Origin of the sequence: Terrimicrobium sacchariphilum, assembly GCF_001613545.1 — a bacterium.
Lineage (GTDB): Bacteria > Verrucomicrobiota > Verrucomicrobiia > Chthoniobacterales > Terrimicrobiaceae > Terrimicrobium > Terrimicrobium sacchariphilum.
Map to the genome: position 1 here is coordinate 1,909,138 of NZ_BDCO01000002.1, position 17,224 is coordinate 1,926,361.

General features: G+C 59.0%; 16 protein-coding genes. 10 read left to right on the forward strand and 6 right to left on the reverse strand.

Annotated features, from left to right (window positions below; genetic code table 11):
• Window positions 1-24 precede the first annotated feature (24 nt).
• The 4 genes from TSACC_RS08880 to TSACC_RS08895 form a co-directional block, all read right to left on the reverse strand.
• Complete coding sequence (locus tag TSACC_RS08880; RefSeq protein WP_101927834.1) at window positions 25-1,611, reverse strand: OpgD/OpgG family glucan biosynthesis protein; 1,587 nt, start codon at window positions 1,609-1,611, stop codon at window positions 25-27.
• Complete coding sequence (gene serA, locus TSACC_RS08885) at window positions 1,608-3,206, reverse strand: phosphoglycerate dehydrogenase (RefSeq protein ID WP_075078976.1); 1,599 nt, start codon at window positions 3,204-3,206, stop codon at window positions 1,608-1,610. Before serA ends, TSACC_RS08880 begins: the two co-directional genes overlap by 4 nt.
• A gap of 108 nt (window positions 3,207-3,314) precedes the next feature.
• Window positions 3,315-4,271: an SRPBCC family protein gene (locus TSACC_RS08890; RefSeq protein WP_075078977.1), complete on the reverse strand. Its 957-nt coding sequence runs from the start codon at window positions 4,269-4,271 to the stop codon at window positions 3,315-3,317.
• Window positions 4,255-4,626, reverse strand: a complete 372-nt coding sequence (locus TSACC_RS08895; protein ID WP_075078978.1) for an ArsR/SmtB family transcription factor — start codon at window positions 4,624-4,626, stop codon at window positions 4,255-4,257. The genes TSACC_RS08890 and TSACC_RS08895 overlap by 17 nt, the downstream gene beginning before the upstream one ends.
• A gap of 158 nt (window positions 4,627-4,784) precedes the next feature.
• Here TSACC_RS08895 and TSACC_RS08900 point away from each other — a divergent pair, with 158 nt between their 5' ends.
• The 10 genes from TSACC_RS08900 to TSACC_RS08945 all read left to right on the forward strand — a co-directional run bounded on the left by TSACC_RS08900 (window position 4,785) and on the right by TSACC_RS08945 (window position 13,205).
• Complete coding sequence (locus tag TSACC_RS08900) at window positions 4,785-5,864, forward strand: site-2 protease family protein (protein ID WP_075078979.1); 1,080 nt, start codon at window positions 4,785-4,787, stop codon at window positions 5,862-5,864.
• A 130-nt stretch (window positions 5,865-5,994) separates the two neighbouring features.
• A complete protein-coding gene (gene atpB / locus TSACC_RS08905; protein WP_084400335.1) occupies window positions 5,995-6,861 on the forward strand; it encodes a F0F1 ATP synthase subunit A in 867 nt (288 codons plus the stop codon).
• A gap of 147 nt (window positions 6,862-7,008) precedes the next feature.
• On the forward strand, window positions 7,009-7,182 hold the full coding sequence (locus tag TSACC_RS08910; protein ID WP_075080648.1) for an ATP synthase F0 subunit C: 174 nt from the start codon (window positions 7,009-7,011) through the stop codon (window positions 7,180-7,182).
• 63 nt (window positions 7,183-7,245) lie between these two features.
• Window positions 7,246-7,755, forward strand: coding sequence for a F0F1 ATP synthase subunit B (gene atpF / locus TSACC_RS08915; protein ID WP_075078980.1), 510 nt, complete (start codon window positions 7,246-7,248; stop codon window positions 7,753-7,755).
• Between the two features lie 5 nt (window positions 7,756-7,760).
• Window positions 7,761-8,153 carry an ATP synthase F1 subunit delta gene (gene atpH / locus TSACC_RS08920; RefSeq protein WP_075078981.1) on the forward strand — a complete coding sequence of 131 codons (393 nt, stop codon included), beginning with the start codon at window positions 7,761-7,763 and terminating at the stop codon, window positions 8,151-8,153.
• Between the two features lie 12 nt (window positions 8,154-8,165).
• On the forward strand, window positions 8,166-9,701 hold the full coding sequence (gene atpA, locus TSACC_RS08925; RefSeq protein ID WP_075078982.1) for a F0F1 ATP synthase subunit alpha: 1,536 nt from the start codon (window positions 8,166-8,168) through the stop codon (window positions 9,699-9,701).
• A gap of 6 nt (window positions 9,702-9,707) precedes the next feature.
• On the forward strand, window positions 9,708-10,577 hold the full coding sequence (atpG, locus tag TSACC_RS08930) for an ATP synthase F1 subunit gamma (RefSeq protein WP_075078983.1): 870 nt from the start codon (window positions 9,708-9,710) through the stop codon (window positions 10,575-10,577).
• Between the two features lie 13 nt (window positions 10,578-10,590).
• Window positions 10,591-12,003 carry a F0F1 ATP synthase subunit beta gene (atpD, locus tag TSACC_RS08935; RefSeq protein WP_075078984.1) on the forward strand — a complete coding sequence of 471 codons (1,413 nt, stop codon included), beginning with the start codon at window positions 10,591-10,593 and terminating at the stop codon, window positions 12,001-12,003.
• Between the two features lie 73 nt (window positions 12,004-12,076).
• Window positions 12,077-12,487, forward strand: coding sequence for a F0F1 ATP synthase subunit epsilon (locus TSACC_RS08940; protein WP_075078985.1), 411 nt, complete (start codon window positions 12,077-12,079; stop codon window positions 12,485-12,487).
• Window positions 12,488-12,587: 100 nt separating this feature from the next.
• Window positions 12,588-13,205, forward strand: a complete 618-nt coding sequence (locus TSACC_RS08945; RefSeq protein WP_153811347.1) for a DR2241 family protein — start codon at window positions 12,588-12,590, stop codon at window positions 13,203-13,205.
• Between the two features lie 19 nt (window positions 13,206-13,224).
• Here TSACC_RS08945 and TSACC_RS08950 read toward each other — a convergent pair whose 3' ends face one another.
• Together TSACC_RS08950 and argB are read right to left on the reverse strand one after the other, a co-directional pair.
• On the reverse strand, window positions 13,225-16,173 hold the full coding sequence (locus TSACC_RS08950) for a PAS domain S-box protein (protein WP_237763924.1): 2,949 nt from the start codon (window positions 16,171-16,173) through the stop codon (window positions 13,225-13,227).
• A 162-nt stretch (window positions 16,174-16,335) separates the two neighbouring features.
• A complete protein-coding gene (argB, locus tag TSACC_RS08955; protein WP_075078988.1) occupies window positions 16,336-17,217 on the reverse strand; it encodes an acetylglutamate kinase in 882 nt (293 codons plus the stop codon).
• Window positions 17,218-17,224: the final 7 nt, after the last annotated feature.

Genomic DNA, 17,224 nt, shown 5'->3' on the forward strand with positions numbered 1-17,224 from the left:
CCGTTCCGATGTGCAATAGCCCCGCTACTTGCTCCCGACGAACTCGGGGAAGAACTGATAGAGCCAGGTCTCGGAGATTTGCTTGCCGTCCTTTTGCAGGGTCAGGCGCAGCTCCGTGGGCTGATCCTTCGGGAAATCCTCCAGCGTGAACTGGACGCGGTACCAGTTCTTCCCGGCGGCGGGCAGCGGCAGGATCGATGTGCCGAAGATCTTGCCCTTGGATGACCAGACGTCGACCTGCGGAAGCTCGCCTGCCTTTAGGTCAGCCAGCGGACCACCTTGGAACTCCACGATGAAGCGCTGCTGATTCTCGGGCCAGCGTTTTTGCGGTTCGCGGACGAGGCGGGTCGCGACGCAGCGGGCGAGGTTGGGGTGATTCGGCTCCTCGGCCGCCCAGGTGAGGCGGTACTTGAGGTCAAATTCCGCGCCGGGTTCGGCGGGTTGTTCCGGCACCCAGAAGGCGACGATGTTGTCTTCGTCCTCGGCATCGGTCGGGAGTTCCAGCAACTGCACGGCGCCCTTGCCCCAGTTGCCATCGATGTCGACCCACAGGCTCGGTCGGCGTTCGTAGGCTCCGTCTTCCAGGTAGTTGTGGAAGTTGCGGTCGCGCTGGAGCAGGCCGAAGCCCTTCGGGTTTTCGTCGATGAAAGCGGAGATCGCGAGGCGCGGGGGATTGTTGAGCGGACGCCAGATGAATTCGCCATTGCTCTTCTCGATGGCGAGGCCGTCGGAATCGTGGACCTCCGGCCGCCAGTCCGTGATCGGGAGGCGGGCGGTTTCCGAATACCAGAACATCGAGGTGAGGGGAGCGAGGCCGAGGCGGGCGATGCTCTTGCGTACGAAAATCTTCGCCTGCACGTTCATGATGACGGCCTTTTGACGGGAGACGTCGAAGCGGAATGCTCCGGTCACGCTGGGGCCTTCCATCAGGGCGTAGATCGTTACCGACGTGGAGGGATCGGTGGGCGACTCAAACCAGAACGAGGTGAACATGGGGAACTCCTCGTTGAAGGGCGGATTCGGGTTCGCCGTGTTGACGGCGATACCACGGGCGGAAAGGCCGTACTGGTAAAGCTCGCCGATGCTCCGGAAGTACGATACGCCGAGAAAGGCGAGCCAGTCGTTCGAGCGCCAGTCGAGCTTGCCGTTCTTATCCTCCTGGATCTTGAAGCCCGCAATGCGTCGCTGCCCCTTCATCTGGGCGGCGGGAGAATCGGATGGAATCTCAAAGGCGTTTGGCCCGGCGAACATCTCGCGCGCCTGCCCCTTTTCCACCACGTTCATGCGCACGGGGACGCGGAAGAAGCGGCCGACGTGGAAGAACGAAACGGCGAACTGCTTGTTCGGTCCCAGCCAGAGGTCATCTTCCTGCTTGAACCGGATGCGGCCGTGCTGCAGGTAGTCGATGGCGTGGACGAGATCCTCCTCGGGGATCTCCGGGGTCTGGTATTCGCTCTTGGCCAGCGTGCGAGCGTTATCGACGAGCGTGTCGAAGCTAAACGGCACGGGATCGCTATACGTCAGATCCGAATCCGCCGCACGCAGGTCCATGAGCAGAAACGCCCCCACGCTTAAGGCGAGGAGGCGCTTGAGATTCCGCAAGGGTGTCACAATTGTATGATACGTGCCGCAGAGATTTCAGGATGGGAAAGAAGTTCCTGAATCACTTCCGAGGCCGGTGCGCTGTCGAGGTTCAGCACGGTGAGCGCCTGGCCGCCCGCCTCATCGCGGGAGAGCGACATGGAGGCGATGTTGACCTTGTGCTTGCCGAGGATGGTGCCGACCTTGCCCACGATGCCGGGGACGTCGTTGTTTTCGAGCAGCAGGATCACGCCTTCCGGCTCGGCCTCGATCGAGCGGCCATTGAGACGCACGATGCGGGGCTCGTTCTTCGCGCCGAAGAAGGTGCCGCCAAGCGAGACCTTCGAGTCGCCGCTCCACACAGCCACATGCAGCCATTCGTTGAAATCCGTCTGCTCCGTGGACTTCACTTCCTCGACGAGGAGGCCGAGGGTGGAAGCCATGGTGCGGACGTTGACGCTGTTGACCTCTTCTCCGCCGGCGGTCTTGAGGAAGCCGGTGAGGGCGGCGCGGGTGACGCCTTCCGTCGGGAGTTCCACGGCTTTGCCGCCGTAGGTGATGACGATGCGGTCATTGCGCTTCGGCGCGAGCTGCGCGGCAAAGCGACCGAGCTTGTCGGCGAGGGTGAGGAAGGGCTTCACGACCGCCGCCGTCTTGGCGTCGATGCTGGGCATGTTCACCGCATTGCGGATTTCGCCTTCGAGGAGGGCGGCGCGAATAGCCTGGGCGATTTCGATGCCGACGTTTTCCTGGGCTTCCGCCGTGCTGGCGCCGAGGTGCGGGGTGAAAACGATGTTCGGGAGGCTGCGCAGGGCAAAGTCGGCCGGAGGCGGCTCAACCTCGAAGACGTCGAGGGCGGCAGCGGCGACCTGGCCAGACTGGAGAGCCACGCCGAGAGCCGCCTCATCGATGAGACCGCCACGGGCGCAGTTGACGATGCGGACGCCCTTGCGGCAGAGGCCGAGACGGCGCTCGTCGAGGATGTGATGCGTCTCGTCGGTGAGAGGCATGTGCATCGTGATGAAATCGCAATGGGGGAGCAGGTCGTCGACATTCTCGACGAGTTCGACCTGAAGGCTGCGGGCCTTGCTGGAAGAGAGATAAGGATCGTAGGCAAACACGCGCATGCCGAAGGCGATGGCGCGGCGGGCGATCTCGCTGCCGATGCGGCCCATGCCGAGGATGCCGAGGCTCTTGTTATACAGCTCCACGCCTTCGTACTTCTTGCGGTCCCACTTGCCGGCTTTCACGCTGGCGTCGGCCTGCGGGATGCTGCGGGCGATGCTGACGAGGAGGGAAAAGGCGTGCTCGGCGGTGGAGATGGTGTTGCCGCCGGGGGTGTTCATCACGATCACACCGCGCTTGGTGGCTGCGTCCACGTTGACGTTGTCGACGCCGACACCGGCGCGACCGATTACTTTCAGCTTGGAAGCTGCTTCGAGAACATTGGCCGTGACTTTCGTCTGGCTGCGGACCACGAGGGCGGAGAACTCCGGGATAATCTTGATGATTTCAGCCTCGGGGAGACCCGTCTTCACGACGACCTCCAGTGCGCCGCCGGCGGCGAGTTCATCCACGCCGCGTTGTGAAACTGGGTCGGCTACCAGGACTTTGGGAATTTCCATAGAGCCCTGCAGAATATCCGGGAACCCCTCGCGCTGTCAAAGCTGCTTGCGAGGGGGCGCACGGAATTGCCGTACGCCTTTCTCAGGGCAATATCGGATGTTGATTGGTTACTCTTGCGATCCTGCGATCTTGGCCTCGAGCTTGTCGAAGGAGCCGGTCCAGCCCTGGGTCATGCCGCCTCGAGCCTGCTTGAAGACCTCGATTTCCTCGGGTTTTACCTCCCCACACGGCTCCCAACGCACTGTTACGCGGGTCTCGTTCGGTCCTTCGGACGTAAAGAGCACCTCGGTGCGCATGGTCTCCGGCCAGACCGGAGCGAGGGGATGGCGCGAGACATTTCCCTGCTCGTCGCAGAATTGCTGGGTGTAGACGATCCGGCTCGGTTTCTCGATTTCCTGGTACTCAGCCCGCCCGTACATGGTGAGCTGGCCGTTTGTCATGGAATAGAACGTCGAGCCTCCCGGGCGGATGTCGGCATCGTGGAACTCCATCGTGAAGCCCGCTGGAGCCAGCCACTGAGAAAAGTGCCCGGGCTCCGTCCACATGGCGAAAAGGACGTCGATCGGCGCCCGGAAGCTGCGAGTGATAAAGAAGCTCTCGCGACCGGATTGCGTTTTGTCGATGTACTCGGCCAGACGATCCCACGTTCCATTGCCGCCTGCCTTCTTGATGAATTTGGCGGTCTCTGCGGCGGCTTCCGGGGAAGGGAGAGTCATGGTCATGTCCATGGTGGTCTTTCCATCGCTCTCGCTAAACAGAACCGTCACCCGAAAAAGTGGCGGGCGGTCGTCGTTGCCACCGTGGTCGTAGACCAGTCTGGCGCATTCCTCGACCTCGTAATAAAGCGTCTTGTTCTCGTAATCCGTGCCGTCCGGACCGTGCATCGTGTAGCTCCAGTGGCCGCCGGGGCGGAGGTCCTTGCTGTGCGTCGTGATGGTAAAGCCGCGCGGTCCCCACCATTGGGCAACCTGCGCGGGGTCGGTCCAGGCCTCCCACACGGCACGCACGGGGGCATCGTAGACTCGGGTGATCTTCAGTTCGTTGGCATTAGTTGCTGTGCTCATCGGTGTCTCCTGTTTTCGGTTCGTTGGTGTTGGCGGTTACGGTTTTCAGGTAGGCATCCAGCCGGTCAAAACTCTCCTCCCAGTATTGCCGATACTGCTCCATCCAGTTCGCCACGTCCTTCAGCGCTTCCGGGTTAATCTTGCAGGGACGCTGCTGGGCGCGGCGGGCCTTGGTGATCAATCCGGCGCGCTCGAGGACTTTGACGTGCTTGGTAATGGCCGGAAGACTCATCCGTTTCCGGAAGGGCTTTCCGAGGTCCGAGATGCTGGCTTCACCCCGGGAAAGGTGGGCGAGCATGGCGCGACGGGTGGGATCGGCCAGCGCGGAAAAGGTCTGACTGAGGGTGTCTGGCATGATGGAATACCTATAGATTAATTAACTGATTGGTTAAATAAAGCGCGAAAGTCTCTTTCGTCAAGCGGCGAAGAAGGGCGGGGTGCGCGGGGTGGCATTTCAGCGGGGTTGCGGCAATTCGGCTTGAGTGCCGGGGCTGATCAGCGAAGGTTCCCGGCGTGAAGTGGTCATTTCGCATAGCCAGCGTGGCGGGGATCGAGGTGAGGATTCATGTCACCTTTTTGCTGATCCTTGGCGTATTTGCGTTGCTCTTTGCCAATGATGGCGGTCTGGAGGCGGCTGTCTTTGGTACGCTCTTTTTTCTAGCGCTGTTTTTTTGCGTCGTCCTTCATGAGTTTGGCCATGCCTTTGCGGCCCGGGCCTATGGCATTCGTACTCCCGACATTACGCTCTATCCGATCGGCGGCGTTGCGCGGCTGGAGCGGATGCCGACCTCGCCGTGGCATGAGTTCGTGATTGCCCTGGCTGGTCCTGCGGTGAATGTAGCCATCGCAGGCGTTCTCTGGCTGGGAGTGGTGCGGGGTTACTCGATCAAAGATCTCCTTTCTCCTCACCTGGACGGGGATTTCTGGTCAGCCCTATTGCGAATCAACATCGTGCTCGTGATGTTCAACATGATCCCGGCTTTCCCGATGGATGGCGGGCGTGTGGTTCGTGCGCTCCTTGCCACGCGTCTTCCCTACGCGATGGCAACCCTGATCGCAGCCCGTATCGGTCAGGCCATCGCCATCGCTTTTGTGGTCGCTTCGTTCACGGACTTTGAGTTTGCATCCCCGATGCTCCTCGTCATCGGCATGTTTGTCTTCATGGGCGCTCAGCAGGAGCTCAACTTTGCCCGGTTAAGGCAATCGGCCCAGTCGGTGCGGGTGGCGGATGCGATGCTGGGTCGGTTTGAGGTGCTGCCGGACGATCTCAGGGTGGGGGAACTGGCGTCGCGGCTGCTCATCAGCAATCAGGAGGTTTTTATTTTTGCTGATGACGACATGCTCTACCGTGGCCTCGCTCTGCGCGAAGAGCTTGTCCAGGGCGTGCGCCAGCTTCCTGAGGGCGCATTTGCGCAATCGCTCAGTCGCAATGTGAGTCCGGTTCGGGCAAATGCCTCCATGCATGAGGTGCTCGAGGTGATGCAAAAGTCTCAGGAACCCTTTCTTCCGGTGATCAACGGCGCGGGGCAGGTGGTCGGGCTGGTCGGTATAGACCAGATGCAAGAGTTGGTCCGACTTGCTAAACGTCATTAATATTTTCTTTTCCGATTTTTGCTTGCAGGCCTTCTAACGCCTGTTTACCACAAACCTTTCCGCCCCGTGAGGAGGCTGTACGCTATTTCCGTGGCGCAGTTTCCTCCCGGGGCCGAACACTTTCTCCCACATGCTATTGAATTTGATCATCGCCTCCTCGCTAACGCTGAATGCTCCGAACTTCAGCGAGTCCGAACTCGGCGTCGGATATTTTGAGTGGCTGACCAACTCCATCCTCGCCACGTTCCTTGTTGTCGCGGCGATCGTTTTTTGGGCCCGGCAGGCGACTCGCAACATGCAGATCGTTCCCGGTCCGACTCAGAATCTCTTCGAGGCAGTGGTTGAGTTTCTTTACGACATGCTCGAGGGCATCGTTGGCAAGCACATGGTCGGTCGCGTCTTCAGCCTGCTGGCGAGTCTCTTTATCTTTATTCTCATTGCCAACTGGTTTGGTCTGCTGCCGGGTGTGGGATCGATCGGCTGGGGGCATGCAGCCCAGAGTGGGCATGGGTTTGACATCACGGTCCCACTATTGCGCCCGACGACGGCGGATCTGAATATGACTCTGGGCATGGCCACTGTGTTCATGTTCTTTTGGATCTACTGGACCCTGTCCGAGGTCGGATTGAAAAACTTTCTGGCTCACATCTTTGGGGTCAAGGGCGGTCTCAAGGGTATCGCGGCTCTCTTGCTCGCGCCCATTTTCTTCTTTGTCGGTATCATTGAGGTGATCTCGATCCTCTTCCGTCCGGTTTCTTTGTCCCTGCGACTCTATGGCAACGTCTTTGCAGGTGAGAACCTCCTGACCTCGATGATTAATCTCGGTCGCGATCTCGGGCTGCCCGACCTGGTTTCCATGTGCATGAGTGTTCTCGTGCCGATTCCTTTCTATTTCCTCGAGTTGCTCGTCGGTGTTCTTCAGGCGCTGGTGTTCACGCTGCTTTGTGCGGTTTATATCCAGCTCTCCACCACCCACGACGAAGAAGAGGAACACTAACCCTTTCCGGTCGGGACCGTACAAGTTTGCGGGCGGCCGAGGAAAACACAAACACCTAATAGAGAACCAAGTATGACAAGCATGATCCTTCCCATCCTGGCAGCTGCTGCCGAGGCCGGCGGCCTCACCGGTAGCTTCACCCTCGGTATGGCGGGCGCTGGCGCCGGTATCGGCGTCGGTCTCGTCGGCGCGAAGGCGGCTGAAGCCGTCGGTCGCAATCCGGGAGCCTTCGGACGCGTGCTCACCGTGGCCATTCTCGGCATGGCGCTGGCGGAAGCCATCGCCATTTACGCCCTGATCCTGGCTTTCGGCGGTCGCTAAGAATCGCTTCTACGGCGTCGTCCGCAATACGGGCGACGCCGTAAACTTTGTTTTCCCGTTTTCATGGATATTATCACCAAACTTTTTCAGGATTTCGGCGTTACCTGGCCCAAGTTCATTGCCCAGGTCATCCTGTTTCTCATCGTTTACGGCGTTCTCAGCAAATTTGCCTTTGGGCCGATCCTGAAGGTTCTTAACGAGCGCCGTCGCCGCATTGAGGAAGGACAGCACAATGCCGAGCGCATCAAGAAGCAGCTCGCTGAGGCGGAACTCCGCTATCAGGAGGTGCTCCGCAAGGCCAACGACGAAGCCAATCACCTCATCGAGGAAGCCCGCCGCAGCAGCGATGCCATTTCCCAGAAGCAGCTTCAGAAGGCCATCAGCGACGCGGAAAACATCATCGCCAAGGCCAACCAGTCCATCGAGCAGGAGCGCCACAAAATGATCTCCGAAGTGAAGCACGAGATGGTCGGTCTCGTCGTCAACACCACGTCCAAGGTCGTGGGCAAAGTGCTTACCCCCGAGGATCAGAAGCGACTCACTGAAGAAACCTCGAAGGAAATCGCAGCCTAACTGCCATGAAAATCAGCCGGGAAGCTCGCCGCGCCGCCAGGGAAATGTTCCGTCTCAGCTTGGTAGACGGGCGTTTGGACAATGCACGGGTCAAGGACATCTCAGACCGTCTGGTCGCCGAGAAGCCGCGCAGCTTCCTGGAAATCCTCAAGGAATACACGCGACTCGTCCGCCTCGAACTCGCCAGCCGCCATGCGGTCGTCGAAAGCGCTGTGACCCTGCCCGATGAGCAGGCGAGCCGCCTCCTGGCAGATCTCCAGAGCCGCTTTGGCAACGACATCACCGCGGAATTCCGCGTACAACCCGGCCTTCTCGCGGGCATCCGCATCAAGGTCGGCAGCGACGTTTGGGACGGCAGCGTTCGCAATCGTCTCAACACCCTTTCTCAACAACTTTAATTCGGTCACTCCATGAGCAACATCCTGCAAGAACTCGAAGCGAAAATCGAAGGCATCCAGAGCGCTTCCACCAGCAAAACGAACGTCGGCATCGTCCGCGAGATCGGCGACGGCGTGGCCAAGATCGAAGGCCTGAGCGGCGCCATGCTCAATGAAATGCTGGAGTTTCCCGGCGGCCTCTACGGCCTCGCCCTCAACCTCGAGGAAACCGAGGTAGGTGCGATCATCCTCGGCGACTACACCAAGGTTAGCGAAGGTGATGAGGTCAAGACGACAGGACGCCTCCTTCAGGTGCCGGTCGGCAAGGAACTCCTCGGTCGTGTGGTGGACTCTCTCGGTCAACCTCTTGATGGCAAGGGGCCGATCAACGCCAAGGAATTCTATCCAGTCGAAAAGATCGCTCCCGGCATCATTAAGCGCAAGAGCGTGAACCAGCCGGTGCAGACGGGCATCATGGCCATCGATGCGATGGTGCCGGTGGGCCGTGGTCAGCGTGAACTCATCATCGGTGACCGCGCGACAGGCAAGACGACCATCGCTCTGGATACCATCCTCAACCAGGCCAAGATCAACCAGGCCGGTGAAGCCAGCGGTGATCCGAACTTCCGCCCTCTCTACTCGATCTATGTCGCAATCGGCCAGAAGAACGCCAATATCGCCCGCGTTATCGGCACCCTCGAGGAGCATGATGCGCTGAAGTATACGGTGATCGTGGCCGCCTCGGCCTCGGACAGTGCGACGAACCAGTACATCGCTCCGTTCTCCGGTGCCTCCATTGGTGAGTGGTTCATGCAGAACGGTCAGGACGCGATCATCGTGTTTGACGATCTTTCCAAGCATGCGAACGCCTACCGCCAGATCTCGCTCCTCCTCAAGCGCCCCTCGGGTCGCGAGGCGTATCCCGGCGACGTGTTTTATCTCCACAGCCGCCTGCTCGAGCGTTCCGCTCGTCTCGGCGAGGGGTACGGCAACGGTTCGCTGACGGCGTTCCCGATCATCGAGACGCAGGCGGGAGACGTTTCCGCCTACATCGCAACAAACGTGATTTCGATCACCGACGGCCAGATCTACCTGGAAGCCGACTTGTTCTTCCAGGGCATCCGCCCGGCCATCTCGGTCGGTCTGTCGGTGTCCCGCGTGGGTTCTGCGGCGCAGATCAAGGCGATGAAGCAGGTCGCCGGCAAGATCAAGGGTGACCTCGCCCAGTATCGCGAACTCGCGGCCTTCGCGCAGTTCGGCTCCGACCTCGACGCCCGTACCAAGGCGACCCTCGAGCGCGGCCAGCGTGTGGTTGAGCTCTTCAAGCAGACCCAGTACCAGCCGATGGATGTCCAGCTCCAGGCAGCGGTCCTCTGGTCGATGCAGAAAGGCTACCTCGATACGATCCCGGTCGAGCGCATCAAAGAGTTTCAGGCCAAGCTTCAGGAATTCCTTTCCACCCGCAAGGAGTCGACCCTCGCGAAGATCCTGGCCAAGAAGCAGATCGACGAAGAGGTCGAGAAGGAACTCACCGCGGCTCTGGAAGAGTTCAAGGTGATCTTCAAATAATCCGCCATGGCGAGCCTCCGCGACATTCGCCGACGCATCAAGTCGGTCAAGAACACCGCCCAGATCACCAAGGCGATGCAGATGGTCGCTGCCTCCAAGATGCGCAAGGCGCAGGAAGCAGCCCTCCACGGGCGTCCCTATGCGGTGACTCTCAACCGCGTGCTGGTCACCCTGCGTGATACCGTGGATGAGAACATCCACCCGCTGCTCGAGAAACGTGACGAGATCAAACAGGAACTCGTCATCCTCATCAGCACGGACAAGGGACTTTGCGGTGGTCTGAACACGAACCTCTTTCGCGAGGCTTCGGCCTACGACAGGGAAAAGACCCAGTTCATCTCGATCGGTCGCAAGGGAACGCAGTTCCTGGCCCGTACGAAACGTAAGATGATTGCAGACTTCGCCCTTAAGGATCATCCGAGCTTTCTCGAGGTGAAAGCCATTTCGCAGTTTGCCATCGATAAGTTCCTGGCTCATGAAGTCGACAAAGTGACGGTGCTCTTTCCGAGATTCGTCAACACGCTCAATCAGCTCCCGACCGCACTCCCGCTCCTCCCGATCACGAGCCTCGCAGAGTTGGGGCTGGCCGAGGAGGAGGGCGAAAAAACCTCTTCCGGAGCGGGTATGAACTTCGAGCCCAACGCGCATAGCGTCCTCGATGCCATCATGCCGTTTTACGTCCACTTTGAACTCTACCAGATGATCCTGGGATCGCGTGCCTCCGAGCACAGCGCCCGCATGGTGGCAATGAAGAACGCCACCGACAATGCCAAGCAGATCGTCAAGGATCTCACTCTCGAATACAACAAGGCCCGTCAGGCGGCCATTACCAAGGAAATTCTCGAAATCGCCACAGCGCAGCTTGCGCTCGGCTAATCTTCACCAACCCATGAGCACCACAGGAAAAATCGTCCAAGTCATCGGTCCCGTAGTGGACGTTGAGTTCAACCCGGAGGCCGGAGCGTTTCCCAAGATCTACGACGCCCTGGAAGTCGAGTTCGAATCGAGTGGGGAGAAAGTGAAGCTGACTCTCGAGGTCCAGCAGCATCTCGGTGAGAACTGGGTGCGCGCGATCGCCATGAGCACCACCGAGGGTCTCACCCGCGGCATGGCCGTGCTCAATACCGGCGCTCCGATTTCCGTACCAGTGGGCGAGGGCGTGCTCGGCCGTATCTTCAACGTCGTGGGTGAGCCTGTCGACGAGCGTGGCCCCGTGCCCCACACCAAGAAATATGCCATTCACCGCGCCGCTCCTCCGCTCATCGAGCAGGACACGAAGGCCAAGATCCTCGAGACCGGCATCAAGGTTATCGACCTGATCTGCCCCTTCACCAAGGGCGGCAAGGTTGGCGCGTTCGGTGGTGCCGGCGTCGGCAAGACCGTCGTCATCATGGAGCTCATTAACAACATCGCCAAGGGCCACGGTGGTTACTCCGTGTTTGCCGGCGTGGGTGAGCGTACCCGCGAGGGCAATGACCTCTACGGCGAAATGAGCGAAGCAGGTGTCATCGATCTGAACAAGATCGAGAACTCCAAGGTGGCACTGGTCTACGGCCAGATGAATGAGCCCCCGGGAGCCCGTCTCCGCGTCGCGCTGACGGCCCTCTCCATGGCGGAGTACTTCCGCGATGAGAAGAACCAGGACGTGCTGCTCTTCGTCGACAATATCTTCCGTTTCTCGCAGGCCGGCTCCGAGGTGTCCGCTCTGCTCGGCCGTACGCCGAGCGCCGTGGGTTACCAGCCGACCCTCGCCGCCGAAATGGGCGATCTTCAGGAGCGTATTACCTCGACCACAAAGGGGTCCATCACTTCGTTCCAGGCCGTCTACGTGCCTGCGGATGACTTGACCGATCCAGCCCCGGCCAACACCTTTGCCCACCTCGACTCGACCATCGTGCTCGAGCGTTCCATCGCCGAGCTTGGCATCTACCCGGCCGTCGATCCGCTCGCCTCGACCTCCAAGGCGCTCTCGCCCGAGGTGGTCGGTGATGAGCACTACGCAGTGGCTCGTGGCGTTCAGAAAGTGCTCCAGCGCTACAAGGACCTGCAGGACATCATCGCGATTCTCGGCATGGATGAACTCTCGCCCGAGGATAAGCTCACGGTGTACCGTGCTCGTAAGATCCAGCGTTTCCTCAGCCAGCCGTTCCACGTGGCCGAGGTGTTTACCGGCACTCCGGGCCAGTACGTCTCGATTTCCGAAACGATCCGCGGCTTCAAGGAAATCCTCGATGGCAAGCACGACGACGTGCCCGAGGGCAATTTCTACATGAAGGGCGGCATCGATATGATCCACGGCTAAGAAGCCGTGATGTGATGAGCCGGGCGGTCATGAAGGCCGCCCGCTTGTCAGTCCCGAAAAAACAAGCGCAGCTATGTCTACTCTCCGACTCGAAATCGTAACGCCCGAGGCAAAGACGTACTCCGACGACGTGGATTCCGTTGTGATTCCCGGCGTTGAAGGCGAATTTGGCGTCCTGCCGCAACACGTGCCTCTGCTCACGCAATTGAAGCCGGGCGAACTGCGAGTGATCAAGGGCGGCGAGGAGATCCGGCTTGCCGTGGGCGAGGGATTTGTCGAGGTGGCGGATGATATGGTAGCCGTCCTGACCGACATGGCGATCCGTGAGTCGGATATCGATGAAAGCGCTGCGGAGGAAGCGATGCGCCGCGCTGAGGAAGCCATGAAGGATAACACGCTCAGCGAAGAACAAAGTGCCGCCTTCCAGGCGACTCTGCAGAAATCCGTCGCGCAATTGCGCGTCAAGCGTCGCCGCTCTCTTTAGTTGTCTCCGGGCGCTCTCGCCGAGAGCGCGAAAAGAAGATTGCGCCCGACGCAGGGCGGGCGACGTTCCTTGTGGTGTAGTATCACATTGATCCATTCCCGTGCCTGCTTCTTCTCATGCCCGATTCATTGACTCCCTGTTGGAAAAGGGAGTCCTTCAGATTGGCGAGATCCTGGTTTTCCAGGATCTTTCGCTTTGTCATCGGGATGATGCTTCGCGAGAGGACATTTCAATATCGACCGATCCCTGGCATGCTGTGGAGATTGCCAGATACGACGACGCGGGGCGGTATCGCCCTTTGAAGACCGCTGGCAACCTGCGTCACGGCTGGCGATTGAAGCTTTCCAGTAGCGGGGAGGTATTGACTGCTCTTGATTTTTTGTATCCCGGAGCCGTCGGCATGGCAAGTGCCCTTGCTCACGGGAGAATCGTCCCTGCGAATTTGCGTGCCACGCTGGAACGACAGACTGGCATGTATGCTGTGGTCAAAAAAGTCACCGGAGACCAGGCCCGCCAGGTGGTTTCCGATTTGTGTTGCGGACCAACACCGTGCTTGCGGCGAAAACTATGGGGTATCGAGCCGACTGATCCTTCGCTTGATGTCGTGAGCGGCGCTCCTTCTGAGGGGCTGCCGTTGCTTTGTCCTGAAGCGTGCAACCTCTTCGTGGCCGCGGGGCGCAAGATCGTTAAAGGTGAGCGGGGTGCGGCGGCGGAGTAACCTCCGGCCTGGCGGAATTTTAAGAACGTTTGGCGGCAAGCCGGATGATCGCTTCGGTAAGGATGCGATTCAGGCTTTCTCCTGTAAAGGGTTTGCCGAGGAACAAGTCCATGCCCGCCTCGGTGCAGCTCTGCCGGTCAGCCTCTGAGACTCCTGCCGTGAGGGCGACGATCACGGCTGGTGGGATCTGCCTCTCCCTTTCGAGCTGGCGAACATTGCGGGTCGCCTCCAGGCCATCCATCTCGGGCATGCTGACATCCATGAAAATGATGTCCCGATGGACACTCTTTACCAATGCGACGCACTCGGCACCATTGTTAGCGACGCCGATGGTGGCTGCGGTCTTTTCAAGCATTCTGCGCAGGAGCTTTTGATTGAGCGGATTATCTTCTGTGATGAGGATTTGCATCCCTTTGGTCTGCTCCGCCATGTTGGAGTCAGAGTGCCGGGATGAATCGTCGGCATGAGGGTTTTCTTGGACCGTTTGCACTGAGATACGTGCGATGAAAGTTGACCCCTTGTTCTCTGCGCTTCGGACTTCGACGCTGCCACCCATCAGTTCGCAGAGGCTGCGTACGATGGTGAGCCCAAGTCCCGTGCCTCCATATTTGCGAGACAGGGAGGAGTCTGCCTGGGTGAATGGCTGAAAGAGCCTGCGCTGTTGGGCGAGGGATATGCCGATGCCAGTGTCGGTCACTGAGAAAACGAGCTCGCAGGTTCGCTGCGAAGGATTGTGAGAAGCATGGACACTGAGGCCGACATGACCGTGATCGGTGAATTTCAACGCGTTTCCGATCAGGTTTCCCAGGATCTGGTTGATGCGCAGGGAGTCGGCGAGGACAGTCTCTGGCAACGACGTGTCAATGTCGCTGTGAAAATCCAGCCCGTGCTGTCTGGCCTCTAGCTCCGCTCCTCGGCAGATGCTCTCGAGGTGCCGGCGTAGATTGATCGGACGGATCTCCAGGATCAGTCGACCCGCCTCGATACGAGACACATCGAGGACATCTGAGACCAATGCCAGGAGAAGACGGCTGCTCTGCTCCACGCTTCCAACGATTTCCTTTTGATCGGTTGAAAGATTCGTCTGCTTGAGGAGTGAGATGAAGCCGATCACGCCATGGAGTGGGGTGCGGATTTCATGGCTCATCGTGGCGAGGAAATCGCTCTTGGCTTTGTTGGCGCGTTCAGCCGCCTCTTTGGAGGCACGGAGCTGGGCATCTATCGCCTTGCGCAGAACGAGCGAACGGGCGACCGAGATGCACACTTTCTTGCCGGAAAGAGAGGCGAGACTCGCATGCATCTCTACGGGGATCTTGGACGCATCCACCGACACGAGTTGAGTTTCATAAGTTGCGGAGCCTGTGGTCAGCACCTCGGCAGAGATCTGGCTGCTGCGATAGGAGGGCGAGTCTTCGAGGCTGCTTATCCGTCGTTGGAGCAACTGATCTCGCGATAAGCCGAGCAGGCGGCAGGCAGCAGAGTTTACATAGGAAAGATAGCCGGGCTGCCCGTCCTCGTCGAAGCCATGGACAAAAATCGGATCCCCGATCGCTTCAAAGATCGATCGATCATTGGCCTGCGCTTCGCTCAGGATACGAGCGGTCCGTTTGCTCTCGTCGATGTCCAGTACCTGGGACACGAAGTATTTTGGCCGTCTGTCATCGTCCCGGATGATGGAGGCATTGAGCAGCGCCCACACGATGTGACTGTCTTTGCGCACGTAGCGCTTTTCCATCTGGTAACTGGTGATCTCTCCGGCGATGAGTTTCCGGACATGTTCCAGATCGAGCTCCAGATCTTCTGGAAAGGTGATATCCTGGAAGGAGAGGTCAGTCAGTTCCTGAGCGGAATATCCCAGGAAGGTTCGCAGGGCGGAGTTTGTTTCGCGCCAACGTCCATCGAGTTCCACGATGGCCATTCCCACCGGAGAATGTTCCATGGCTTCCCGAAAGCGGGTTTCGCTTTCTTTCAACCGCGCCGAGTATATGCGTTCCGAAGCCATCAGGCGGTTGATCGAGGCCGCGAGCCGGGAAAACTCATCATTACCAGTCACCACAAGCTCTCGGGCGCCTGGTTGGGAAAGCTCCTGAATCTCGTTGTCCAGTTGAGCAAGGCGGCGAAGGACTGACCATTCGAAGATTAGGAGCGGAAGGACGACAATGATAATGCCGCCGATAGCTCCCCAGAACAGGATGCGATTGCGAGCCGTTAAGGCTGATTCCAGAACCTCGACCGGGATGTCGACATCCAAGGCCGCCACCATTTTGCCATCGAGCGTAGGCAGATAAAAAGTGACGGTGTCTTTCGCCTCGTCATGGCGGACAACTCGGATAGGCAGGCCGCCCATTTTGGTCGAGAGGACATGATGTTCGCGACTTGCGACATGTAACTCGGAGTCCTTGAGCAACTGGAGATTCCGAATGCGGATGCCGATCAGATCAAATGTCTGGTTCAGCCACCCGATATCAAACCAGCGTCCGAGAACGACCCATTCAGGAGTCGGACCTTTCCGATCTATCTGCATGACAGGGGCCGCAGTCAGTAGCAGCAGCCGACCGTCATCCGAGATAATGCCCAACCTCGGACGATCAGATAGGATATCACTCGATGTGATGGTGTCGACGGCGACAGGGGAGAGCAGGGCGGAGCGGTTTGCTTCAGCCTTGAGCCAGCGAGTCGAGAGGAGTTTTTTGTTCGAGTCGAAGCAGATGACGACATCCTCACCTGTCGCGTTTTGGCCGAAGTCAAAGTGGTTGGACAGATAGTCAGGATCGGACCCTCCAAGATATCCATAGGTCTTGGTCCACTCGGCGTATTTGCTGATGAGGAGAAGCTCCAGCTCTCCGATATGACGAAACTGGATGGCAATACGTTCGATCTCCCCTTGGCGTAGCGATGACTCAATCGAGTCGAAGGTCGAGTGAAGTTGGTAAGACGTCAGCGCACTGCCGAGGAAAACCAAAGCCAAGAGGATACCGCCTGCGAGCAGGAGGGTCTTTGTCCGTAAGGACTGCCGGAACCTGACTTTTGATTTAGCCAAGACGGTGTATACATAAAGCAATCCGTCAGGAAATTTCACGCAAAAAGAGGAATTAACGCGATCCTCTTTTTGCGCGGCGGGAAAGGGAACCTAGCGGGTGAGTTCAGTACCGATGCCGTCCGAAGTGAAAATCTCCAGCAGGAGGCAGTGATGAATGTGGCCGCCGATCATGTGCACTTTGCCTACTCCGTTGCTCAAAGCCGCGGCAGCAGATTGGACCTTGGGAATCATCCCGCCATCGATGACCTTTTGTTTGATGAGGGTCTCGATCTGGGTGGCTTGAATCGAGGGAATGAGCGAGTCTTTGTCGCTCGGGTCACGCATGATCCCCGGCACGTCGCTTACATAAATCAACTTGGCCGCCTGGAGCGCGGTAGCGAGCGCGGCCGCGGCGATGTCAGCATTGATGTTAAGCACGATGCCGTCGGCATCTGCTCCGATCGGGCTGATGACAGGGACGATTTCCTGGTGGATGCAGTCGCTTACGGCTGCGGGATTGATCTTTGCCGCCTCACCGACAAAGCCGATGTCGATCTCCTCGCCGGAGTCAATGCGTTGAGGCCCCATCTTTCTGGCCACGAAGACGTCCTTTCCGGAAAATCCCCTGGCCTTGCCGCCGTACTGATTGATGACGTCGACGATGTGCGGATTGATCACGCCGTCGAGGGTTTGCTCGACGATCGTGATCGACTGGGCATCGGTCACGCGGAGGCCGTTGATAAACTGGGCCTTCAAGCCGGCTTCGCGCATGCGGGCCGTGATGGCCTTGCCGCCACCGTGAACGAGCACGGGGTTGATGCCAACGGCCTCGAGAAACACGACGTCGCGGAGGAAACGCTCAACGATCTGCTCCTCCTCCATGGCGGCGCCGCCGTATTTGATGACAAAGGTCTGGCCGCGGAATTTCTGGATGAACGGGAGCGCCTCAATCAGCGTCTCGGAACGGGCCTCAGGTGAAAGCAAACTGCTCATGGATGGA

Coding starts and splice junctions, on each gene's coding strand:
- serA (WP_075078976.1), bottom strand. CDS start 3,206: ATGGAAATTCCCAAAGTCCTGGTAGCCGACCCAGTTTCACAACGCGGC.
- TSACC_RS08890 (WP_075078977.1), bottom strand. CDS start 4,271: ATGAGCACAGCAACTAATGCCAACGAACTGAAGATCACCCGAGTCTAC.
- TSACC_RS08895 (WP_075078978.1), bottom strand. CDS start 4,626: ATGCCAGACACCCTCAGTCAGACCTTTTCCGCGCTGGCCGATCCCACC.
- atpB (WP_084400335.1), top strand. CDS start 5,995: ATGCTATTGAATTTGATCATCGCCTCCTCGCTAACGCTGAATGCTCCG.
- TSACC_RS08910 (WP_075080648.1), top strand. CDS start 7,009: ATGGCGGGCGCTGGCGCCGGTATCGGCGTCGGTCTCGTCGGCGCGAAG.
- atpF (WP_075078980.1), top strand. CDS start 7,246: ATGGATATTATCACCAAACTTTTTCAGGATTTCGGCGTTACCTGGCCC.
- atpH (WP_075078981.1), top strand. CDS start 7,761: ATGAAAATCAGCCGGGAAGCTCGCCGCGCCGCCAGGGAAATGTTCCGT.
- atpA (WP_075078982.1), top strand. CDS start 8,166: ATGAGCAACATCCTGCAAGAACTCGAAGCGAAAATCGAAGGCATCCAG.
- atpG (WP_075078983.1), top strand. CDS start 9,708: ATGGCGAGCCTCCGCGACATTCGCCGACGCATCAAGTCGGTCAAGAAC.
- atpD (WP_075078984.1), top strand. CDS start 10,591: ATGAGCACCACAGGAAAAATCGTCCAAGTCATCGGTCCCGTAGTGGAC.
- TSACC_RS08940 (WP_075078985.1), top strand. CDS start 12,077: ATGTCTACTCTCCGACTCGAAATCGTAACGCCCGAGGCAAAGACGTAC.
- argB (WP_075078988.1), bottom strand. CDS start 17,217: ATGAGCAGTTTGCTTTCACCTGAGGCCCGTTCCGAGACGCTGATTGAG.